We start from the raw sequence: 20,302 nt of genomic DNA on the forward strand, positions 1-20,302 counted from the left end.
TCCAGGTGAGCGATCTGAAGGTGTCGGTCGTGGTTCCGGCGCGCAATGCCGCAGCCTGGCTGCGCGAGTGCCTCGAGTCAATCCGCAGCCAACATCCGCACGAGATGATCGTCGTCGACGGCTGTTCGACGGATGACACCGCCGCAATCGCCCGCGAGTGCGGGGCAACCGTCATCTCCGACGAAGGTCGCGGCTTGCCGGCCGCGCGCATGCTCGGAGCCCGAACCGCCACTGGTGAGGTAGTCGCCCTGATCGACGCCGACGTCGTCCTTCCGCCGGACAGCCTGCGCCGGTTGCTCGACGAATTCGAGTCCGGCGGCTACGACGGCCTGCAGTTCGGTCTGGCCAGCGAAGCCGACGGCCCCGGGTATTGGGGGGCGGCGCTGGCCTGGCACCACAACCACAGCCGGGTGCGCGGCTGGTTCGGCGTGAGCGCCACACTGATGCGCCGCGACGTGCTGCTTTCGGTCGGGTTCGACGACGAATTCCGTTCCGGGGAGGATGTGGAGCTCAGGATCCGCCTGGAGCAGGCAGGGTACCGGCTTGGCGTTTCCGATTCCGTCGTGGTCAGGCACCGGTTCGATGACACGTTTGACTACGCCCGCGATCAGTGGCTCCAGGACGGGGCCGGGATGGCCCGAACCGTCCGAAAGCATCCGGGCCGTGCCGGCTGGATGGCGATGCTGCCCCTGCTGGCCACAGTGCGCGGCGTGGGCCTGTCCCTCTTCAAGGCTCCCCGCTTCCTGCCGTACTGGATGGGGTTTTTCCTCTACAACTACCGCGCCATGTTCGGCGAGATCCTGCGCCCGGCCCATAAGCCCATCTCGGTTGGAGGGAACGCGGCCTGGCTTGCCGCCGCGCGGATCGCGCCGATGGTCACGGGTTTTTTGTTCTGGGCGCTGGCGGCCCTCGTCCTGCCCCCGGAGCAAATAGGCCTCGGATCCGCGGTGGTGTCTGCCGCCCTCCTGACCGTTCAGCTGGGGATGCTCGGCGTCGGCCCCGCCACGCTCACACTGCTTCCGACGGAAACTGACGGCGGCCGGCGCCTCGTCGCCACAAGCCTGCTCACCGTCGCTACGTCTTCCCTGTTTGGCGCGGGCCTGCTGGTCGTGGTCACGCGGTGGCTCGGCACGGGCGTGGGCGAGGCCTGGAACGATCCCGTGGTCACGGTCCTGTTCCTGGCCACGGCGCTCCTGGCCGCCAGCGCGTACCAGCTGGATCATGTGGGCGTGGCCCAGCAACGCGCCGACCGCACCCTGGTCCGGAGCCTGGTGCAGAGCCTTGTGCAGCTTGCCTTCCTGGCCGCCGGGTTCGCCGTCGGAATCCGGGACCTGTCCGTCGTTGTCGGCGCCGTTGCGGCCGGTGCGCTGGCTAGCGTCCTCGTGGGGTTTCGCCAGCTTGCCCGGGCCAAGGTATCCCCGGACTGGAGGCATGGTCTCCGGCCCGGCCCGGCCCTGAAACTCCTGAAACCGGGGCTCCCCAACCACGCCCTCATGCTCGCCGACCGTGCGCCCGGCTACGTGCTTCCGCTCATCGTCGCATCCACCCTGGGCCCCTCCTCCACTGCCGCCTGGTACATAGTGTGGATGATGGCCTCGGCGGTGTTCTTCGTCCCGCAGTCAGCGGGCTTCACCCTGCAGACGGCCCTAGCGGGAACGCGGGCGCGGCCGGGCCTCGTCGCCTCAGCGCTCCGGGCCAGCCTGGTCCTGACTCTCGTGGCCGGCCTGATCCTGGTGGTTGCCGGGCCCCTGCTCCTGAGCTTCCTCGGGCCGCAGTATGCGTCCGCGTGGGTTCTTCTTCCCGTACTCGTTCCGGCACTTCTCCTGAGCTGCGTTACGCAGGTCTACTACGGGCTGTGCCGGGCCCAAGGGCGACTCTTCGAAGCCACAGTGGTCGCCACTCTGGCCGCCGTCCTGGTCGTGGCTCCCGCCGCGGCCGTGGCCGTCAACTACGGCCTCACCGGCGTCTCCGTGCTCTGGGCCGTCGCCCAAGCGACAGCGTCAGTGATCGCTGCTCGGCGTCTGGTCACCCTGACCCGAGTGAAGCCCGCCGCCACCGCAGGCGAGATTCCTTCAGCGGCGCGCCACCAGCCGACCTGAATCGAGAAATCATGACACACGACATGGCAGCAAGCCCCCCTGTGCGCACCCCCCACCGGCATGATGCGCGGCTTCGGGACGGCGGTGCCAAACCGCCCACCCACCGCAACCTCGGCCTGACTCCTACGTGGCATGTCGGCGCCCTGGCTGCGGTGGCCGCGGCCGCCCTCGTCCTCGGCGTCTGGAGCATGACGCAGGTCGACCCCCTGAGGATCGGCGGGGCCGGACTCATCGACGTCCTCCCGCCAGCCTATTTTGTCGCACTCGCACTCAGCCTGGTCGGATTCGTCGCCTCGCTGAGCCTCCGCAGGCTCGTTCCGGCGCTCTTGACCTGGCAACTTCTGGTCACGGCGGTTGTCCTGAACGGTGCCGATCCCGTCATCCACGGCTTGCCCCGCCTTGAGGCGAGCTTCCGCCATTTGGGCATTGCCGACAACATTGCCCAAACGGGTCAGCTGGATCCCAGCCTGGACGCGTACTTCAACTGGCCCGGATTCTTCAACCTTCTGGGAATGCTCTCCGGCGCGTCGGGAGCCAAGGACCTCATGGGTATCGCAACGTGGGCGCCGGTGGGGATCAACATCCTCATGCTGGCACCGTTGCTGGCCCTGGCCCGGCGGTTGACGGCGAATCCGCGCCAGGCCTGGGCGGCCGTCTGGATCTTCTACCTGGCAAGCTGGATTGGACAAGACTATCTGTCGCCGCAGGCCTATTCGTTCTTCCTCCTGCTCACCCTGATTGCCTGCCTGCTGAGCGTCTTTGGCGGGTGGGCGTGGCCCACGGAACGCACCCGGCTCTCGCGATGGCTTTCCCGCAATGTCAGCAAGCTGGACGGCGCGGTCCCCCGGCAGGGCGTCATGGAACCGCCCCGGACGGACACGGCAGTGCTCGTTGTGGTCTGCGGGCTGATCCTGCTCGCCATGACGGCTTCACATCAGCTCACCCCCTTTGCCGTGATCCCCATCCTGGCCGCAATGCTCCTGACCGGCCGTCTCCGGTTGCGCTTCCTGCCGGTTCTTGCCGTGGTCCTGCCGGTCGGCTGGCTGCTCTTTGCGGCGTCAGCCTTCCTGCAGGGGCACTTCGGCCAACTGTTCGGCTCGCTCGGTGACATCGGCGCAAACAGCTTCGGTGCGCTGAGTACCAGGGTCTCAGGCAGTGATGCCCACGTGTTCGTCGTGTATACGCGCATGGCCGAGGTTGCGCTGGTCTGGATTCTCGCCGCTGTCGGCGCCTTTGTGGGCTACCGGCGGAAGGCGCCGTGGCTGACCGCAGCGGCCGGGGCCCTTGCGCCGCTGGTGTTGATTCCTCTCCAGCCGTATGGCGGCGAATTACTCCTGCGCCTGTATCTGTTCAGCCTGCCGTTTGCCGTGTGCCTGGTGGTGCTGCCGCTGATGTCGGACAAGTCCGCCGGGCTGGGCATGCGGCGAGCCATCGGGCTGCTGCTCATGGGCGCGGTGCTGGCGACGTCCACAGTCGTTTCCCGCTACGGAAATGACAGCATGGAGAGCTTCAATAACGATGAAATCGCTGTAGTGAACCGCCTCTATTCGATGGCGCCCACCGGCTCCATCCTCATCGAGGCAGTTCGAAACACCCCGTGGAGATTCCAGCACTACGCGGATTATGACTACCGGGCGCTCGTTGCTGCCGAGCCCGTCCCCAACGCGGCGCCGCTTACCTGCGACGCGGCAAGCCAGATCGCCCGCAAAGCGGGCGCGTACCTCATCGTGACCGAAAGCCAGCAGGAGGCCGCCGATCTTCGCGGCTCCACTCCCGCGGGCGATCTTCAACGTTTTGTCGCCACCTGCGCCACCACTCCGGGCTGGACGAAGGTTTACGAGAACGCCGGCGGCGTGATTTTTCACATCGAAGGAGTTAGCAATGCCAAGTGAACGCAGCTACGTGAGCTACGCGACGGCAGCCGTCGCCGTGGCCGCCATACCGCTCTCGTTCGTCGGCCCCGAGGGCCTGCGCCTGGCGGTGATTGGCCTGTTGATGCTGGCCGGTCCCGGGACAGCGCTGGTGCTGCTGCTCCGCTTCGACCCCCCGCGCTCAGCCCAGGCTACTGGCGCGCTTCCCCTCAGCATCGCCATCGCAATTGCCTTCAGCCTCGCGATGTCCACCCTGGTGGCGACGGCGATGATCTATGCGCGGCTCTGGTCACCTCCGGCGGGCGTCTGCATCCTGTCGATCCTGACCCTCGCCTTCCTGGGCATCGAGCTCAAGAGGCCAAAGCGCGTCCTGGTGCGTGCAAAATGATTATCGTCGTGATCGGACTGGCCACAGTGGCGGCACTCGTGAGTTGCGATGTACTGCGCGTCTTGAAGCCGGACCAGGCGCTGCCGCGAGCCGTAGTGATCATCACTGCAGCGCTGCTGGCCGTAGTCGGCATCTCGGCCGTCGTAGAGCTGGTCCAGTTGGCGCAGTTGGCGTGAACGAAGCCGGACCGCTCGGCGCAGCGGCACAAGCCCACCCAAACAAGTCGAACCAAGCACGGAGAGTATCGTCAATGAGAAAACTCAAAGCACTCAGCACGGTGGGGACGCTCGGATTGCTCGTAGCCGGTTCCCTTGTTTTCGGTTCCGCCCAGGCGGCTACCGCCGCGACCTGCAGTCCCGCCCCGACGAACTCGTACCCGGGCACCCTCGTACTCGCCACAGGTTTTGAGGCGGGCGGCTGGTGCGGGCTCGTGCCCCAAGTCTCGGGAACAGGCACGGCAACTATTTCCAGTTCGCTGTCACATTCCGGCACTCATTCAGCCAAGTTGCACGTGACCACGGACTCCGGTTCGCTGGCAAATCTCTCCGCCCCGGCATTTCCCTCCGGGACGAAGACCTCCTACGCAGACGGCTGGTTTAAGATCACCGTGGCTGGCGTGTCCGGCAATGACGTTCCGTACTTCCGGTTCTTCTCAGGCTCCACCCGGGTTGCGGACATCTACCGGTATAACAGCAACGGGCAGCTGTGGCTGCGCGTGACCGCACCGGACGGCACTTTTGTCTACACGAAGCTGATCTCTTCGAGCATCACATTGAGCGCCTGGCACCACGTCAGCATGCGGGTGACCGCCAATGGCAGCACGTCGACAATCCAGGTGTGGTTCGACGGCGTGCAGAGGTACAGCAGCACGAGCGTCAAGATGCTGGGCAGCAGCTTGAGCAAGGTTCAGCTGGGCGCCGAGCACTACCGGCAGAAGGGCGACGAGTACATCGACGACGTCATCATCAAACGCTCATAGGAACTGACCCTACGCGGACAGGTGAGCCGGCGGGAGCATCGTTGGATGCCAGCCCGCCAGGAGAGTGGCAGACAGGGAACCCTCCCCGGCTGCCACTCTCCCGCATGTGCGCTGTGGTGCGTGCCCCGTGTTGTGCATGCCTGTGTTGTGTGCCCGACGCTGCGTGTGCGGGGCGGGCCGGCCTTATTCCGCGGACTTGGCGGCCCGCACGAAGTCCTTGATCTTGGCCAGATCCTTGACGCCGCGGGCGGACTCGACGCCGGAGGAGACGTCGACGCCCCAGGCACCGGCCTCCGCCGCCGCCCGGGCCACGTTGGCGGGATCGAGGCCGCCGGCGAGGAGCCATGTCCGCCCGCCAAGAGCCTTCGCCCGGACGGAGCCGTAGTCCCAGGCCTCGCCGGAGCCGGGGACGGCGGCGTCGATCAGGAGCAGCTCCTCGCCCCAGTTGTCGAAGGCTTCCGGGGCGGCACCCATGGTGACGGCCCGGATCAGCTTCATCCCGGCGTCGTGCACCGTCCGGACGTCCGCCGGTGAGCGGTCGCCGTGGAGCTGGACCCAGGCCAGGCCCGCCTCACGGGCCGCGGCGACGGCGTCGGCCGCCGGTTCGTGCCGGAACACCCCCACCGCCGGCAACCCGGGCGGGACGTGGGTGAGCAGGCCCCTGACCTGATCCGGGGTGACCTCCCGGGGGCTGCGGGTCAGGACGAAGCCGACCGCGTCCGCGCCGGCCTCGGCAGCGGTGCGGACCGACTCGGGGGTGCTGAGACCGCACACTTTGACAAACATTCGGGCTCCTTCTGCACGCTTCCTGCCTCTGACGGTAGCAAGACCGGACAGCGAGCGCCGACTTTGCGTCAGCGCCCGCAGCCGGGGTGGGCCGATAGGCTGAAGCCATGGAGATCATCCGCTATGCCGAGCTCAAAGCCCACCCCTGGCGCAACGGCGGCGGGGTGACCCGCGAACTGGCACGCCATCCCCGGACCGCGTCCGCGCGAACCGCCCTGCAAAACACAGCGGATGACAGCGGGTGGGACTGGCGCGTCAGCATTGCCGAGGTCTCCAAAGCCGGGGCATTCTCGGCCTTCGCCGGGATGGACCGCGTGCTGACGGTAATTGACGGCGAATTGTTGCTCCTGACCGTGGACGGTGCCGAGCATCCGCTTGAGAAGTACCGTCCGTTCCGGTTCTCCGGCGACGCGGATTCTGCCGGGGCACTGCCCACCGGCGACATCCGGGACTTGAACGTCATCACCCGCAACGGCGCTTTCAAGGGCTACACGTCCATCATCGAGCTGTCCAAGAAGCGCGCCCATCCGTTGTTCGCCAGCCAGTTCGGCATCCTCCTGCAGGGCCAGGCCACCGTCAGCCCCGGGACCGGGACGGAGACGGTGCCCGTCGAGCTGAACCGTTATGACGCCGTCGTCGGCTCCGATACCGCGACGCCAGAAATCCTGGGCCGCGGCTTCCTGGCGGTCGTCTCCATCGACGCGACGGTCTAACGAGGAAGGGACAAGCCTTAGTCCGCTTTCACGCGGGCACCGCTGACGCCTACCGAGTCCCCCGAGAGCCGCTGCGCGAGCCAGATGGGAACGATCGAGACCACGATCAGCACGACGGCCACGACGTTGACGACGGGCGCCTGATTCGGGCGGAAGAGGTTCTGCAGGATCCAGATCGGCAGCGTGGTCTCGCCGGCCCCGATCGTGAACGTGGTGACGATGATCTCGTCGAAGCTCAGCGCGAAGGCCAGCAGACCGCCGGCCAGCAGGGCTGAGCGCAATTGGGGGAATGTCACCAGGCCGAAAGTGGTGAAAACGCCGGCGCCAAGGTCGGCGGAGGCTTCCTCCAGGCCGGCGCTCGTTCGCCGGAGCCGCGCAATGACGTTGTTGAACACGGTCACCATGCAGAACGTTGCGTGGGCGATCACCACCGTCCATAGGCTCAGCGGCACGCCCAGGATGGTGGTGAACATGTTGTTCAGGGCAATGCCCGTGACAACACCGGGCAGCGCGATCGGCAGGATCACCAGGAGGCTGATGATGTCGCGGCCGAAGAATTTGTAACGCTGCAATGACATCGCCAGCAGAGTCCCCAGCACCAGCGAGATGACGGTCGCCACCACCGCCACCCACAGGGAGGACACGACGGCATCCCTGACGCCGGGCGAGTCAAAAGCCTTGCCCCACCACTCCAGGGTGAAGCCCTTCGGCGGCCAGCCGAACGTCCGGTCCGCGTTGAACGAGTTCACCACCACCAGCATCAGCGGGGTGTAGATGAACAACAGCACCAGCCCGGAAACGACGCCCAGGACCGCCTTGGCGCTACGGGAAAGTCTCATGATGCTCCTCGCGCTACAGGTTGTTCAGGGCGCCGGTGCGGCGGACGATGAAGAGGTAGAACATGATGATGGCGATCGGAACCAGCGACACCGCGGCGGCAAACGGAAGGTTGTTCGCGGCGCCGACGTTCGCGTAGACCACGGTGCCGAGCATCTGGGTGGTCCCTCCGACGATCTGCGCCGTGATGTAATCGCCCAGCGACAGGGAAAACGTGAAGATCGTGCCCGCGATGATGGAGGGGACCAGCAGCGGAAGCATCACAAGGCGCATGGTGGTCAGCGGCTTCGCGCCCAGGTCCCCGGAGGCTTCCAGCAGGGAGTCGGGCACCCGGTCAAAGCCCGCGTAGATCGGCAGGATCATGTACGGCAGCCAGATGTAAGACAGGGTCAGGATCACGGCGGTCTCGCCGTAGCCCGGAGACGACAGGCCGATCGGAGCCCCCAGCCACTCCAGCAGGCCGCCCTCGGCCAGGACGTTCCGCCAGGCGTAGGCCTTGACGAGGTAGCTGGCCCACAAGGGCATCAGCACGGCCACCACGAGCAGTTTCTCCCAGCGGGCGCTGGCCACCTTGGCGATGAAGAACGCGATGGGCAACGCAAGGATCATGTCGATCACAGTGACCGCGACGGCGATCCACAAGGTCCGCAGGGTGATCCGCTGATAGACCGGATCGGTCAGGACCGTGACGATGTTCTCGGTGGTCCAGACGGTGGACACCTCTCCGGTAAAGGTGTCCACCGTCCAGAACGCGGTGATCAGCAGCGCCGCCAGGGCGGCGATGTAGACCAGCACCAGCCAGCCTGCCGGGGCTGTGAGCAGCGCGGCCAGCCTCAGCCGGGGTGAGCGGTGAAGCAGCGCCGAGAACGCGTGGGCCTTCGCCCGCGGTACAGCCCCGGCGTCACGGGGTGCGCCGGGCGGACGCTGTTGCATCTGTTGTGCCATCTCGCCTTAGTTTCTGCCGGCCGTCGGGGCCGGCTGTTCTTTTCCGGATGCGGTGCGGTCCGTTGCCGGAGTCAGCCCTTGATTTCCGTCCAGGACTTGGTCCATTCCGAATAGTCGGTGCACTTGACGTCCTTGCGGCCATCGAGGCATTCGGCCACCGGAGTGGTCCAGTACCAGATCTTTCCGGCATAGGCGGCATCACCGGAGTGGTACGTCTCGCAGTGCTTGGGATCCTTGGTCTGATCGCAGGCCTTCGCGTTGGCAGGGGATTCACCAAAGTACTCGGCCACCTGGGCGTTCACTTTGGGACTGGCGATGTAGTCCAGCCACTTGTAGGCGCAGTTGGGATTCTTGGTCTTGGACCCGATCATCCAGGTGTCCGACCAACCGGTGGCACCCTCTGACGGAAGGAGGGTCGCAACCTTGGCGCCGCCTGCGACCGCGATGTTCTCCCCCACCTGCCAGGTGGTGCCGACCACGGTGCTTCCGGATGTGAAGGCCTGGACCTCCTTGACCACATCGCTCCAGTACTCGCCGATGTGCGTGCGCTGCTGCTTGAGCAGATCGACGGCAGCGGCCAGCTGGTCCTTATCCAGGGCGTAAGGGTTCTTGATGCCCAGCTCCGGCTTATGCGCCATGAGGTAGACGGCGGCATCGGCGATGTAGATGGGCGAATCGTAGGCCGTGACCTTGCCGGTGTTCTTGGCGGCGTCGTCAAACACTGCGCTCCAGGAAGTGGGCGCCGGGGTGACCTTGTCCGTGGAGTACATCAGCAGGTTGGCGCCCCAGCCATGGGGCATTCCATAGTTCACACCGTTGACGGTATTCCAGGCCTTGTCCTTCAGGAACGGATAGATGTCCGGGTAGTTCTTCAGCAGACTCATGTTGACCGGCTGCACGTCCTGGCCGGCGATCAGGCGCAGCGAGGCATCGCCGGAGGCGGAGATGACGTCGTACTGCCCGGTGCGCATGAGCGTCACGGCCTCGTCCGAGGTGCCGAAGGGCTTGAAGCTGACCTTGCACTGCGTCTCTTGTTCGAACGGATGCACCCAGTCCACCGCCGGGTCGTTGCTGCCGTCCTCGACGTACCCGGGCCATCCGAGGATGGACAGCTGGCCTTCGCCGGTGCCGATCTCGGTCTTGGTCGGCTGCGCCGACGGGGAGGAACCCGAACCGCCGCTGGTTCCGCAGCCGGACAGCGCGAGCGCTGCCGCGGCAACCACCCCGACCACGAGGGAGGCCTTAGTTCTTGGTGCCATGATCCTTACCTTTCGATGGGGTGAATCGATGTAGGGGTAAATCGCTGGGAGCGAAAATCTGCGGGCTGAAAACGCCGCGCGGACGGCCGGGTGTCTGCCCTCCACGCCCCGGAGTCAGGAGCCGTGCGCCGGGAGCCAGACAACGGCGTCGTCGTCCCAGCTGACGGTAACGGGCCGGTTCACCAGCTCCGCGTCGCTGCCGGGAAGCTTTTCCGGGACGAGCGCGACGACGGCGGGGCCGCCGTCGAGCTGCACGCGCACCTGGGTGGCGTGCCCGACGTACACGAACGACGTCACCGATCCGGACCGGGACGTGACGCCGGCCCGGCGCTCCGGTTCCCCGGCCCAAGCGACGCGCAGCCGCTCGGGCCGGATGCACAGCGGCTCGGCCCGGCCGTAGACGGACTGGGCCTGGCCGGCGTCGAAAATATTGGAGGTGCCGACGAAATTAGCCACGAAAATGTCGCCGGGGCGCTCATAGATTTCGTGTGCCGTACCGATCTGCTCGATGCTGCCGTTGTTGAACACCCCGATCCTGTCGCTCATCGTCAGGGCCTCCTCCTGGTCGTGGGTGACGAAGATGAAGGTGATGCCCAGCGAGCGCTGCAATTCCTTGAGTTCGACCTGCATCTGCTGCCGCAGCTTCAGGTCCAGGGCACCGAGCGGCTCGTCCAGCAGGAGGACCTTCGGCTCGACAACAAGCGCCCGGGCCAGGGCAACGCGCTGTCGCTGGCCGCCGGAGAGCTGGGCGGGTTTGCGGCCGACGAACTTCCCCAGCTGGACGCGATCCAGGGCCTCCCGGGCCCGCTCCCGGCGCTGGTTCCCGGGCATGCCGCGCACCCGCAGCCCGTAGGCGACGTTGTCCACGAGGGACATATGCGGGAACAGGGCATAGTCCTGAAAGACGGTGTTGACGTCCCGCTGGAAGGGCGCCTTCGCCGTGACATCCTTGCCCTCGAGTTCAATGGTGCCGGAGGTCGGCAGTTCGAAGCCGGCGATCAGCCGCAGCACCGTGGTCTTGCCGGAGCCGGACGGGCCGAGCATGGAGAAGAACTCCCCGTGGCGGATGTCCAGGTCCACGGCATTGACCGCGACGGTATCCCCGAAAACCTTGGTGAGCTTGCGCAGCCGGATCGCCGGGACCTCGTCGGTTCCGGTGGAGGTGCCAGCGGCCAGTGTTTCGGTCATACGGTGCGCCTTACTTCGTTGCCGGATCGTCCACGGGAAAGCCACGCAGCGGCATGTGATCCAGTCCACACTGGGCTGCTGGCCAAAATGCTATTACTTCATAGGTTTTATGTATAGACCCTCCGGCAAAGCCCGGATTAGGATGACATCAGCCCGGACGGCGCACGGCGGCACCGCTCCCGGAAGACGGTCTCGGACGCTGCACTTAGACGCTGCATTCGGTTCCTGCACGGATGCTTCAGCCGGGGCGGCCGCGGACCGCCGGAGGGAAGGGAGGCCCTGATGTTGTTGTCGCCGAAGGGCGCCTCCCGCAGCTTGGCGGCCGTGTTCACGCCGATCAAATCCCGCGGGCTCGTGGACGAAGTGTGCGCCCGGATCGAACAGGCGGTGGAGACAGGGCTGCTGACCAGCGGCCAACGGCTCCCGAACGAAACCGAACTTGCCGCGGCCCTGGGGGTGTCCGCCGTGACGGCACGGGAAGCGCTGTCCCAGCTGCGGGCCTCGGGAATCATCCGGACCGCGCGCGGCCGCAGCGGCGGGAGCTTCATCGCCGACAACGTGCTGCCCTCAAGGGAACGGGCCCTGGCCCAACTGCACGAGGTGAGCCGGCTGCAGATCAGAGACCTGGCTCTGCACTACCAGGCGATCGCGGCGGCCTGCGCAGGTGTCGCGGCCCGGCGTTCCGACGCCGCCGACGTCGCCACGCTGCGCTCGTTCATCCCGGCGGCGGACGACGACTCCCTGAGCTGGCGCCTGGCGCTGTCCGAGTTCCTGTTGGAAGTCGCGGCGATTGCCCGCTCCGCGCGGCTGGCCCGCGAGCTGATAAGGCTGCAGGCCGATCTCGGCACCCTCACGCTGTTGCCCTGCGCGGACTCCGGCTACCGCGGGCGTACCACTTTGATCCTCGAGGACGTGGCGGCAGCCATCGAAGCCCACCAGCCGGCGGCTGCCGAAACCGGGGTCAAGGCCCTCATTGCCGCCACCACCGACTGGCTGCTGACCGAGCAGGCCAAACGCTATTGACTTCACCCCACTGAGCGCTTTCCCTAACCGCACCGGCAACCTCGAGCTAAGGCAGCAACCATGTCCGACACCACCTCCACCGCAGGTCCCTCCGCAGCAAGTCCCTCCGCCGCGCCAGCCGGGGCCGGCCCGGCCCAGGCGTCCGCCGAGCGGGCCGTCGCCGAGCTCGATTCCACCATCGCCGGCATCGAGCACCGGCTTGCGGCGTGGGCCGCCGATGCCGGGGCAGCCCTGGCCGCCATGTCCGGCAAGGTTACGGGCACCGCCGTGGACAAGCTCATCCGGCCGGTGGTCGAGGACCTGGTGCAACTGCCCGACGGCTACGCGGCAGGCGCGGGGTTCATTGCCAACGCCGGGCTGCTCGGCCCGGAGCGCAGCTACATCGCCTGGTGGCAGGGTCCGGACCTGGAACCCGTGGACGCCCTGGCGAACTTCAGTCCCAACTCCATCAGCCGCTACGTCAAGGCCGAATGGTTCCGGATCCCGGTGGAAACAGGCCAGGCTCATGTCACCGGGCCCTACGTGGATTTCCTGTGCAGCGATGAGTACGTCCTGACCTTCACGCACCCAGTGTTCACCCATCCGGACGGGCCGGTCGCAGGAATCGTGGGCATTGACGTCACGGTTCAGCGCCTTGAACGCGGGGCCATGCCGGCCCTGCGTCGCATCGGAGACCGGGCCACCCTGGTCAACGCCGACGGCCGGGCCGTGGCCTCAGCGGCGTCCGACATCGACGCCGGAGACCTCACCGCGCCGGACGAGCCGTGCAGGCACTACCCTGTGGGGCGCACGTTCACGGTCTGGAGCGACGCCACCGGACTGTGAGAACGGACTGTGACGCCGGGCTCCGCCGCCGGGCCGTGACGCCGAAGTTGCTAAACTTGGATTCCAAGGCCCCCTTTTTCCGGGCCTCCGGACGACGGTTCAGTACCCGGCACGCGACAAGACTGGCCACAGGAGCTGTCATGTCGTGGCTAATACTCATCCTTTCCGGGGCCCTGGAGGCCGTCTGGGCCGCCGCCCTGCACCGCACCTCGCAGGCCAAGGGCCGCCGCCGACTGGTCCCGGCCATCATCTTCCTCGTCTCCGTCCTCGCCAGCACCGGCGGCCTCGCCGTCGCCCTGCAGTCCATCCCGACCGGCACCGGCTACGCCGTCTGGGTGGGGGTAGGCGTCGTTCTGACCTCCGCGTACGCCATCATCACCAAGGTTGAACGCCCGACGGCGGCCCGCCTCCTGCTGCTCGGCGGGATTGCCGCGAGCGTCGTCGGCCTGAAGCTGGTGGCGTGAGGATGGGCACGAAAAGGGCACCGGGATCACCAGCCGCATGGCTGATCCTGCTCGCTTCCGCCGTGCTGGAGGCGGTCTGGGCCACGGCCCTGGGACTGTCCGACGGGCTCAGCCGGCCGTTGCCCACCCTCGTGTTCGCGCTGACGGCCACCCTCAGCATGGTGGGGCTCGGCACGGCCGTGAAGCGCATCCCGCTCGGCACCGCCTACGCGGTCTGGGTGGGGATCGGCGCGGCGCTGACGGTCGGCTGGGCGATGGCCACCGGCGTCGAACCGGCCAGTCCGCTCAAGCTGGTATTCATCGCCGGGATTGTCGGCTGCGCAGCGGGACTGAAACTGCTGCCGGCCGGGGACGCGGCAGCTCCGGAGGCTGAGCTGTCACCGTCCCCCGCGGAATCTCCCCACGTTTGAGGCAGGACGACGGCGCGCCCCCGGGACGCGCCGTCGGACTGGCCCCGCAAGCATCAAAGGTGGGGAAGATCCTCCGGCGGGGCCCGGAATAGCCGCGCGCACTCAGGGGTTCTTGGCAAGGACGGAACCACTCACAGTGCGAATGGAGACCCAGATGACGGCAACACAAGTCCAGCTCGGCGACGGCCTCACGGTCAGCCCCCTGGGGTTCGGCGGCATGGCCCTGACCCCTGTCTACGGGGATGTGGACCCGGTCGAGGCCCTGAAAACCCTGCACCACGCCCTCGACGCCGGCGTCACGTTCCTGGACACGGCGGACATCTACGGCGGCGGCAGCAACGAGGAGCTGATCGGGCGGCTGCTCAAGGAGCGGCGGGACGACGTCCAGCTGGCCACCAAATTCGGCCTGGTCGGCACGCCGTCGGCCGGCTACACGGATATCCGCGGCGATGCGGCCTACGTGAAACAGGCAGTGGATCGCAGCCTGCAGCGGCTCGGTACCGACACCATCGACCTGTACTACATGCACCGCCGTGACCTCCGCGTTCCGATTGTGGAAACCGTGGAGGCCATGGCGGAGCTTGTGCAGGCCGGCAAGGTGCGGCACCTGGGCCTGTCCGAAGTGACGGCCGAGGAGCTGCGTGAAGCCAGCAGCGTCCACCCGATCGCCGCTGTCCAGAGCGAGTGGTCCATCTGGAGCCGCGATGTGGAACGCAACGTTGTTCCTGCCGCGGCCGGGCTCGGGGTGGGCTTCGTGCCCTACTCGCCGCTGGGGCGGGGATTCCTCACCGGCACCGTGGACGCCGCGACGCTGGGCAGCAACGACTTCCGCCGCAACATCCCCCGCTTCGCCCAGGACGCTGCCGCGGCAAACGAGGACGTGGTGGACGCAGTACGGGCCGTCGCCGCTGAGCTCTCCGTGTCCGGGAAACCGGCAACGCCGGCCCAGGTGGCGCTGGCCTGGCTCCTGGCCCAGGGCCGAAAACTCGGGCTTCCGGTGGTCCCCATCCCCGGCACGCGCAAGGCGGACCGGATCGATGAGAACCTCGGCGCCTTGTCGCTGGACCTGACGCCGGCGCAACTGGAGACGCTGGACGCCGCCGCGGACGCCGTCGTCGGTTCCCGTTCCGCAGACCCCAGCTGGGTGTCCCAGGGCCGGGAATAGCGCGTCCTAGACTGAAGCCCATGGACTCACTCATTCACTCGCTACGTGACATCACCATCCGCCGGATTTCGGTCAGCGAGATGGACAACAACGTGTATCTGCTCACGGCCAAGGCGTCCGGCGCGCAGCTCCTGATCGATGCGGCCGATGATCTGGCCGCCATCCAGGGGCTCCTCGCGGACGCCGCCGCGGATACATCCGCGACGCCGAAGTTGGAGCTGATTGCCACCACCCACCAGCACTGGGATCATGTCCGTGCCCTGCCGGGACTGGCGGAAGCAACCGGGGCGAAGACGGCGGCCGGGACGGAGGACGCCCCTGAACTGCCGGTGAAGGTCGATGTGCTGCTGGACCACGGCGACGTCGGAAACTTCGACGGGTTCGACGTGACGGCGGTCCATCTGCGGGGTCATACGCCGGGCTCGGTGGCCCTGGTGTACCAGGACCCGGACGGCCCGGCTCATATTTTTTCTGGAGACTCGCTGTTTCCCGGCGGCGTGGGCAACACCCAGAAGGATCCGGAGCGGTTTACCCAGCTGATCACCGATGTGAGTGAGCGGCTGTTCGACGTGTATCCGGATGACACCGTGGTGCACCCGGGCCACGGGAAGCCGACCACACTGGGTGCGGAACGCCCGCACCTGGAAGAGTGGCGCGCCCGCGGCTGGTAGCCGGCGCTGCGCCTCGTGGATTGCGCTGCGCATAATGCCGGTCGCTGCGGGAATTCCCGTAGCGACCGGCATTTCGCGCCTCGCCAGCTACTTTAGGTAGCGGGCAGGCGAAACCTTAGCGGCTGCGGCGTTCGTTCGAGGCCGGGGCCGACGCGCGGCGGGGGCCGCCGCTGCGTGCCGGGCGGCCTTCGCTGGAGCGGCCGTTGCCGCCGCCTGCGTAGGATCCGCCGGAGGTTCCGCCGGTGTTGGAGGACCAGACCGCCGAGTTTGCGCCGGACTTGGCACCGGCAGCGGCACGCTGGCCCGTTGCCGGACGTCCGCTGCGCTGGCCGCCAGCCGAAGCCCCCGTGCGGGGAGCGCCACCCGTGCGGGGAGCACCGCCGGTCCGGGGAGCACCGCTGCGGGGAGCCGAGGCGCCCCGGGCGTCGCTGCGTCCTTCTGCGGCGCGTCCGTCCGAACCGCGGCCTGCAGCAGCACGTCCGCCGGCGGCCGGGACATCGTTGTGGTGCCCGTAAGCGGTCACGCGGCCACGGCCGCGCGCATTCCGGCGCTCGGCGCGCTCGGCGTCGGCGCGGTCCTGGTTCTTCTCCGCGACGCGCTCTGCGGCGTTCCGGGCAGCGGCCTGGCCTTCATAGGCGACGGCGCGGCGCTCGGCACGCGGCAGATCGGTGCGGGGAGCCTCGGCTCCGACGCGTCCGCGTCCGCCACGGCCGCCCCGGCCACCCGCGGTGGGTGCAGCCTGGGTAGTGCGACGGGCGCGCTTGCGCTCGGCGTTGGCGCCGGTCGAGGTGCCGCCGCCGTGCTGGGCGGCCTTGGCGGCCAGCAGTGCGGCACGGGTGCGCGGATCGATCTTGTCGGCCATCTCACCCACGAGCTCGGCCACCAGCGGCGAGTTGGCGGTAACGCGCTCGAAGTTAACCTCGACGCCGGCGGCCTTCATGAGCTTCTTGACGTCGGACTGCTGCTCCGGCAGGGTCAACGTGACCACGGTGCCGTCGGAGCCCGCGCGGGCCGTACGGCCTGAACGGTGCAGGTACGCCTTGTGCTCGGTGGGCGGATCCACGTGGATGACGAGCTCGACGTCGTCGACGTGGACACCGCGGGCGGCGACGTCGGTGGCGACCAGGACGCGGACCTCGCCGGAGGCGAACTCGGCCAGGTTGCGGTCACGGGCGTTCTGCGAGAGGTTGCCGTGAAGGTCGACGGCGGGGATGCCGGCGTCGGTCAGGGTCTTGGCCAGCTTCCGGGCGTGGTGCTTGGTGCGCAGGAAGAGCACCCGGCGGCCGGCACCCGAGGCGAGCTCGACAATCAGCTGCTTCTTGACGGTCTGGTCGTTGACCACGAGCACGTGGTGTTCCATGGTGGTCACCGCGGCCTGTGATTCATCCACCGCGTGGGTCAGCGGGTTGGAGAGGTAACGCTGGACGATCTTGTCCACGCCGTTGTCCAGGGTGGCGGAGAACAGCAGGCGCTGGCCCTGGCTGGGGGTCATGTCCATGAGCTTCTTGACGACGGGCAGGAAGCCGAGGTCGGCCATGTGGTCGGCCTCGTCCAGGACGGTGATCTCGACGCCCTCGAGGGTCAGGATGCGCTGGCGGATCAGGTCCTCCAGGCGGCCCGGGCAGGCGATGACGATGTCGACGCCGGCGCGGAGGGCCTTTTCCTGGCGGGCCTGGGAGATGCCGCCGTAGATCACGGTGGTGTTCAGGCCCATGGCCTTGGCCATCGGCTCGATGGTCGCGTTGATCTGGGTGGCCAGCTCGCGGGTCGGCGCGAGGACCAGGCCCATCGGGCGGCCTGGCTTGCGGAAGTGCTTGGCTTCGCGCTCTGCGAGCCGTGCCACGAGCGGGATGGCGAAGGCGATGGTCTTGCCGGAGCCGGTGCGGCCGCGGCCCAGGACGTCGCGTCCGGCCAGGGTGTCCGGGAGGGTCTTGACCTGGATGGGGAACGGTTCAACGATTCCCTGTGCGGTGAGGGTGTCAGCGAGGGCCTTGGGCGTGCCGAGGGCAGCAAAAGTAGTCATAAGTTCAGGGTCTTTCAGGCGGTATCCATGCGGATATCGGCCCCCGGCGCCGGTTGGCTCAGGGGTTCGCCGAAGAAAAGTCAGGTGGTCAACCGGGCTGCTGCCAAACTTCAGCTAGCGGCGGCCAGGACCAAATGGAACGCGTTCATCGACGCAGGATGTGCCTCTCACATGAAAAAACCCACTCCCTGCGGGCGGACCCCGAAGGAATCCGGCAGGAGATCCGGTTGATGGACCGAAGCCGGTCAACCGAATATCAGTGGGCATCACTGCACATCAAGTTTCACCAGTCTAGCATCCGGCCGGGCCGGATCCCGTTTCCGTGACCTTGGTGCAGCTCCTAGCCGGCCAGGCTGGGCGCTTGGAACAGCGGCATGTGGGACGGCTGGGCGGGCGTGCGGGCGGCTGCCCGGGACGCCGCCTTGGCTGTGCCCGGGTCCGCTGCCCGCAGGATAACGAGCGCCTCGGCGTCGATCAGGCGACGCGTCCCCGTCCGGGAGTCCAGGATCCAGAACAGGTCCACGGCCGTGACCGTCTGCGTTACGGTGCCCCGGTGGAAGAGTTTGCCGTTGTGCCAGGCCTCGATCTCGTCCCCCACGTTCAGCTCACTTGAGCTGCGGATGTGCCGTGCTTCTTCAACGTCCATGATCAGTGCCTTCCCCAGCGGTCCAACGTCCTGGGCCCAGCATTCACGATGGAGGTTTCGGAATGGTTTCCGGAGCGTGATTTCCATGTGTCCGCAGGTCCGTCCGCCCTTGACCCGCGTCGTTGTTGACCGCGCTTCGGTCCCGGAGGAGCATGGTGGGCGGATGGGGCGGCGAGAGGAGACGGGCAACGATGCCGGGAATAGTTGCCGCTGGAACCTTTAGGGTCATCCAACTGGCCCTGCTTCCCTTGGGGGTGGCGGCCTACGTCGCGACCGTCCCCAGAATGCTCGCGTACAGCCGGCGCACGGGCGTCTCGGCCACCGTGTTCGCCTCTCTCTACACCCGCTGTATGCAGCACCGGCTGCAGACGAGGCCGGATGACCCTGCGGACCGGCTCATGGCGGTCATGCCGAATGTGTCCCAGGAAGGGTTCCGGCTGGAGACGGCACCCACCCTGATGGGCCACCTGCTGACGGGCTACGTTCCCAGGATCTACCGCTATCCCTACCGGGGGCGCGCGCCCATGCACCACCAGTCGACAGCGCGGACCAGTTACTACGACGCCGCCATCCAGCGCCATCTTGCCGGTGTGGACCAGCTCGTGGTCCTCGGGGCGGGATTCGACACCCGGGTGTTCAGGCTGTCACCGGAGAACCGCGTGCGCTACTTTGAAATCGATATGCCCCGAACCCAGGCCCACAAAATCGCAATGCTCGAGAAGGCGGGCCTACCCACAAACCTGGCCACCTATGTGTCCGCCGATTTCGAGACCGAGGACTGGATGGCGAAGCTGGTGGCCGCGGGGTTTGACCCCGGCAGGCCCGCGTTCTTCCTCTGGGAGGCGGTGACCATGTACTTGGACCGGGCCTCCGTCGAGGCGACACTGCGCAGGATCGCCGGGACCGCCCCCGGTAGCGTCGTGGCTTTTGACTACTTCTCTCAGGAAATCGTCGCCTCGCGGTCGCCTTACATGCGGTACGCGCGGGCTGCGACGAATTTTGTCGGCGAGCCCCTGACCTTCGGCATCGACAACACTCCCCCGGCCAGGAAGAGCGCCGCGGACTTTGTCGGGTCCTTCGGGTTGGTCCTCGAGGAACACAGGAATTTCGGCCGGGAGACCCGACGGCGGTCCGCGCCGGCCGGGTTCGTCACCGCCGTCGTGCCTGCCGCCGTCGGGCACAGTCCGCAGGAAACCGTTGCGCCGGAGACCGGAGCGCCGGCAAACAGCCAATCGGAAAACGGCCTTCCTAACGCGGCCGCCCACCACGATGAGGGGAAACCATGACGGAACACAGCCACGAGCATCACGCCGATCCTGTGGAGCCGGCCAGCACCGCCCGGATGTGGGACGAAAAGTACAGCAGCCGCCCGCGGATGTGGAGCGGGCAACCGAATCCACAGCTGATCGCGGAGGTTGCGCATCTGAGTCCCGGCGAGGCCCTGGATTTGGGCTGCGGCGAGGGCGCGGACGCCATTTGGCTAGCGGCCCGCGGCTGGTCCGTGACTGCCCTGGACGTCTCGGCGGTCGCCCTTGAACGCGCGGCCGCCCACGCCCAGGAACGGGGCCATTCGGCCAAGATCGAGTGGGTGCAGCAGGATCTGGCCACGTGGGTCCCGGACCGGTTGTTCGACCTCGTCACGGCCCAGTTCCTGCACTCCACCCAGATGCCGTGGCAGCAGGCGCTGCAGCTCGCTGCGGCCGCGGTACGTACCGGCGGCACCCTGCTGATCGTCGGCCACCACCCCGACGGCCTGCCGCCGTGGGGCGGGCACCACACGCCGGAGAAGTTCTTCACCGCCGAGGAGCTTGCACATGAGCTCCGGATCGAGGAGCCCCAATGGCGCCTGGAAGTCCTCGACAGCCGGCATCGCAGCGTCATTGGCCCCGAAGGCGAGGCGGCGTCCCTCACCGACGCGGTACTGCGCGCCACCCGGCTGGCCGCCCAATAGCGCGGCTTGCCCCCAAACCTCATGTGATGCAGCTCACCCTGATTCGACCGTGAGGAAGT

The 20,302-nt window shown here is 67.4% G+C and carries 21 protein-coding genes and 1 riboswitch; of the genes, 14 read left to right on the plus strand and 7 right to left on the minus strand.

Translation table 11 applies throughout. The features are described 5' to 3' along the window. Positions 1-5: 5 nt before the first annotated feature. The 5 genes from C9424_RS12920 to C9424_RS12940 all read left to right on the plus strand — a co-directional run bounded on the left by C9424_RS12920 (position 6) and on the right by C9424_RS12940 (position 5,337). A complete protein-coding gene (locus C9424_RS12920) occupies positions 6-2,099 on the plus strand; it encodes a glycosyltransferase (protein ID WP_116767224.1) in 2,094 nt (697 codons plus the stop codon). A 23-nt stretch (positions 2,100-2,122) separates the two neighbouring features. Beyond that, positions 2,123-3,991 carry a hypothetical protein gene (locus C9424_RS12925; RefSeq protein WP_237563438.1) on the plus strand — a complete coding sequence of 623 codons (1,869 nt, stop codon included), beginning with the start codon at positions 2,123-2,125 and terminating at the stop codon, positions 3,989-3,991. Continuing rightward, entirely contained in the window at positions 3,981-4,358 is a 378-nt protein-coding gene (locus C9424_RS12930) for a hypothetical protein (protein ID WP_116767225.1), read from the plus strand. Before C9424_RS12925 ends, C9424_RS12930 begins: the two co-directional genes overlap by 11 nt. Beyond that, positions 4,355-4,534, plus strand: coding sequence for a hypothetical protein (locus C9424_RS12935; protein WP_116767226.1), 180 nt, complete (start codon positions 4,355-4,357; stop codon positions 4,532-4,534). The genes C9424_RS12930 and C9424_RS12935 overlap by 4 nt, the downstream gene beginning before the upstream one ends. Positions 4,535-4,608: 74 nt before the next feature. Next, on the plus strand, positions 4,609-5,337 hold the full coding sequence (locus tag C9424_RS12940) for a LamG domain-containing protein (protein ID WP_237563439.1): 729 nt from the start codon (positions 4,609-4,611) through the stop codon (positions 5,335-5,337). A gap of 183 nt (positions 5,338-5,520) precedes the next feature. Here the strand turns inward: C9424_RS12940 and C9424_RS12945 are convergent, their stop codons facing one another. Continuing rightward, positions 5,521-6,123, minus strand: coding sequence for a phosphoribosylanthranilate isomerase (locus C9424_RS12945; RefSeq protein WP_116767227.1), 603 nt, complete (start codon positions 6,121-6,123; stop codon positions 5,521-5,523). Positions 6,124-6,230: 107 nt separating this feature from the next. On the opposite strand from C9424_RS12945, the gene C9424_RS12950 reads away from it, so the two are divergent. Further along, positions 6,231-6,836 carry a HutD/Ves family protein gene (locus tag C9424_RS12950; protein ID WP_116767228.1) on the plus strand — a complete coding sequence of 202 codons (606 nt, stop codon included), beginning with the start codon at positions 6,231-6,233 and terminating at the stop codon, positions 6,834-6,836. A gap of 17 nt (positions 6,837-6,853) precedes the next feature. Here the strand turns inward: C9424_RS12950 and C9424_RS12955 are convergent, their stop codons facing one another. The 4 genes from C9424_RS12955 to C9424_RS12970 form a co-directional block, all read right to left on the minus strand. Continuing rightward, positions 6,854-7,675, minus strand: a complete 822-nt coding sequence (locus C9424_RS12955) for an ABC transporter permease (RefSeq protein WP_116767229.1) — start codon at positions 7,673-7,675, stop codon at positions 6,854-6,856. A 13-nt stretch (positions 7,676-7,688) separates the two neighbouring features. Next, positions 7,689-8,618, minus strand: a complete 930-nt coding sequence (locus C9424_RS12960; RefSeq protein WP_202615857.1) for an ABC transporter permease — start codon at positions 8,616-8,618, stop codon at positions 7,689-7,691. 71 nt (positions 8,619-8,689) lie between these two features. Beyond that, positions 8,690-9,877: an ABC transporter substrate-binding protein gene (locus C9424_RS12965; protein WP_116767230.1), complete on the minus strand. Its 1,188-nt coding sequence runs from the start codon at positions 9,875-9,877 to the stop codon at positions 8,690-8,692. A 114-nt stretch (positions 9,878-9,991) separates the two neighbouring features. After that, complete coding sequence (locus C9424_RS12970) at positions 9,992-11,065, minus strand: ABC transporter ATP-binding protein (protein ID WP_116767231.1); 1,074 nt, start codon at positions 11,063-11,065, stop codon at positions 9,992-9,994. Positions 11,066-11,347: 282 nt separating this feature from the next. Here C9424_RS12970 and C9424_RS12975 point away from each other — a divergent pair, with 282 nt between their 5' ends. The 6 genes from C9424_RS12975 (at position 11,348) to C9424_RS13000 (ending at position 15,623) form a co-directional block, all read left to right on the plus strand. After that, positions 11,348-12,088 (plus strand): FadR/GntR family transcriptional regulator, encoded by a 741-nt coding sequence (locus tag C9424_RS12975; protein WP_116767232.1) that lies wholly within the window; start codon positions 11,348-11,350, stop codon positions 12,086-12,088. A gap of 60 nt (positions 12,089-12,148) precedes the next feature. Further along, positions 12,149-12,913, plus strand: coding sequence for a cache domain-containing protein (locus tag C9424_RS12980; protein WP_116767233.1), 765 nt, complete (start codon positions 12,149-12,151; stop codon positions 12,911-12,913). Positions 12,914-12,975: 62 nt separating this feature from the next. Continuing rightward, a riboswitch (guanidine-III (ykkC-III) riboswitch) is annotated at positions 12,976-13,044 on the plus strand. A gap of 9 nt (positions 13,045-13,053) precedes the next feature. Next, entirely contained in the window at positions 13,054-13,377 is a 324-nt protein-coding gene (locus C9424_RS12985) for a DMT family transporter (RefSeq protein WP_116767234.1), read from the plus strand. 2 nt (positions 13,378-13,379) lie between these two features. Continuing rightward, on the plus strand, positions 13,380-13,787 hold the full coding sequence (locus C9424_RS12990) for a DMT family transporter (protein ID WP_116767235.1): 408 nt from the start codon (positions 13,380-13,382) through the stop codon (positions 13,785-13,787). A 142-nt stretch (positions 13,788-13,929) separates the two neighbouring features. Continuing rightward, positions 13,930-14,952, plus strand: coding sequence for an aldo/keto reductase (locus C9424_RS12995; RefSeq protein ID WP_116767236.1), 1,023 nt, complete (start codon positions 13,930-13,932; stop codon positions 14,950-14,952). A gap of 20 nt (positions 14,953-14,972) precedes the next feature. Further along, positions 14,973-15,623, plus strand: a complete 651-nt coding sequence (locus tag C9424_RS13000; RefSeq protein ID WP_116767237.1) for an MBL fold metallo-hydrolase — start codon at positions 14,973-14,975, stop codon at positions 15,621-15,623. A gap of 115 nt (positions 15,624-15,738) precedes the next feature. Here C9424_RS13000 and C9424_RS13005 read toward each other — a convergent pair whose 3' ends face one another. Beyond that, positions 15,739-17,646, minus strand: coding sequence for a DEAD/DEAH box helicase (locus C9424_RS13005; RefSeq protein WP_116767238.1), 1,908 nt, complete (start codon positions 17,644-17,646; stop codon positions 15,739-15,741). A gap of 340 nt (positions 17,647-17,986) precedes the next feature. Continuing rightward, the gene (locus C9424_RS13010) at positions 17,987-18,292 is read right to left on the minus strand and encodes a hypothetical protein (RefSeq protein ID WP_202615858.1); all 306 of its coding nucleotides are present in this window, start codon (positions 18,290-18,292) and stop codon (positions 17,987-17,989) included. A 191-nt stretch (positions 18,293-18,483) separates the two neighbouring features. Between C9424_RS13010 and C9424_RS13015 the strand changes: the two genes are divergently transcribed. Together C9424_RS13015 and C9424_RS13020 are read left to right on the plus strand one after the other, a co-directional pair. Continuing rightward, the gene (locus tag C9424_RS13015) at positions 18,484-19,578 is read left to right on the plus strand and encodes a class I SAM-dependent methyltransferase (RefSeq protein ID WP_161958230.1); all 1,095 of its coding nucleotides are present in this window, start codon (positions 18,484-18,486) and stop codon (positions 19,576-19,578) included. Then, positions 19,575-20,243 carry an SAM-dependent methyltransferase gene (locus C9424_RS13020; RefSeq protein ID WP_116767240.1) on the plus strand — a complete coding sequence of 223 codons (669 nt, stop codon included), beginning with the start codon at positions 19,575-19,577 and terminating at the stop codon, positions 20,241-20,243. The genes C9424_RS13015 and C9424_RS13020 overlap by 4 nt, the downstream gene beginning before the upstream one ends. Positions 20,244-20,302 lie beyond the last annotated feature (59 nt).

Origin of the sequence: Arthrobacter sp. H-02-3, from assembly GCF_003097355.1 — a bacterium.
Classification (GTDB): Bacteria; Actinomycetota; Actinomycetes; order Actinomycetales; family Micrococcaceae; genus Arthrobacter; species Arthrobacter humicola.

Bases quoted from the DNA above. Each gene is read 5' to 3' on its own strand.
- C9424_RS12965 (WP_116767230.1), bottom strand. From the start codon at position 9,877: ATGGCACCAAGAACTAAGGCCTCCCTCGTGGTCGGGGTGGTTGCCGCG.
- C9424_RS12935 (WP_116767226.1), top strand. From the start codon at position 4,355: ATGATTATCGTCGTGATCGGACTGGCCACAGTGGCGGCACTCGTGAGT.
- C9424_RS12990 (WP_116767235.1), top strand. From the start codon at position 13,380: ATGGGCACGAAAAGGGCACCGGGATCACCAGCCGCATGGCTGATCCTG.
- C9424_RS13005 (WP_116767238.1), bottom strand. From the start codon at position 17,646: ATGACTACTTTTGCTGCCCTCGGCACGCCCAAGGCCCTCGCTGACACC.
- C9424_RS12970 (WP_116767231.1), bottom strand. From the start codon at position 11,065: ATGACCGAAACACTGGCCGCTGGCACCTCCACCGGAACCGACGAGGTC.
- C9424_RS12940 (WP_237563439.1), top strand. From the start codon at position 4,609: ATGAGAAAACTCAAAGCACTCAGCACGGTGGGGACGCTCGGATTGCTC.
- C9424_RS12945 (WP_116767227.1), bottom strand. From the start codon at position 6,123: ATGTTTGTCAAAGTGTGCGGTCTCAGCACCCCCGAGTCGGTCCGCACC.
- C9424_RS12925 (WP_237563438.1), top strand. From the start codon at position 2,123: ATGGCAGCAAGCCCCCCTGTGCGCACCCCCCACCGGCATGATGCGCGG.
- C9424_RS12955 (WP_116767229.1), bottom strand. From the start codon at position 7,675: ATGAGACTTTCCCGTAGCGCCAAGGCGGTCCTGGGCGTCGTTTCCGGG.
- C9424_RS12995 (WP_116767236.1), top strand. From the start codon at position 13,930: ATGGAGACCCAGATGACGGCAACACAAGTCCAGCTCGGCGACGGCCTC.
- C9424_RS12960 (WP_202615857.1), bottom strand. From the start codon at position 8,618: ATGGCACAACAGATGCAACAGCGTCCGCCCGGCGCACCCCGTGACGCC.
- C9424_RS13000 (WP_116767237.1), top strand. From the start codon at position 14,973: ATGGACTCACTCATTCACTCGCTACGTGACATCACCATCCGCCGGATT.
- C9424_RS13015 (WP_161958230.1), top strand. From the start codon at position 18,484: ATGCCGGGAATAGTTGCCGCTGGAACCTTTAGGGTCATCCAACTGGCC.
- C9424_RS13010 (WP_202615858.1), bottom strand. From the start codon at position 18,292: ATGGACGTTGAAGAAGCACGGCACATCCGCAGCTCAAGTGAGCTGAAC.
- C9424_RS12930 (WP_116767225.1), top strand. From the start codon at position 3,981: ATGCCAAGTGAACGCAGCTACGTGAGCTACGCGACGGCAGCCGTCGCC.
- C9424_RS12985 (WP_116767234.1), top strand. From the start codon at position 13,054: ATGTCGTGGCTAATACTCATCCTTTCCGGGGCCCTGGAGGCCGTCTGG.
- C9424_RS13020 (WP_116767240.1), top strand. From the start codon at position 19,575: ATGACGGAACACAGCCACGAGCATCACGCCGATCCTGTGGAGCCGGCC.
- C9424_RS12980 (WP_116767233.1), top strand. From the start codon at position 12,149: ATGTCCGACACCACCTCCACCGCAGGTCCCTCCGCAGCAAGTCCCTCC.
- C9424_RS12950 (WP_116767228.1), top strand. From the start codon at position 6,231: ATGGAGATCATCCGCTATGCCGAGCTCAAAGCCCACCCCTGGCGCAAC.
- C9424_RS12975 (WP_116767232.1), top strand. From the start codon at position 11,348: ATGTTGTTGTCGCCGAAGGGCGCCTCCCGCAGCTTGGCGGCCGTGTTC.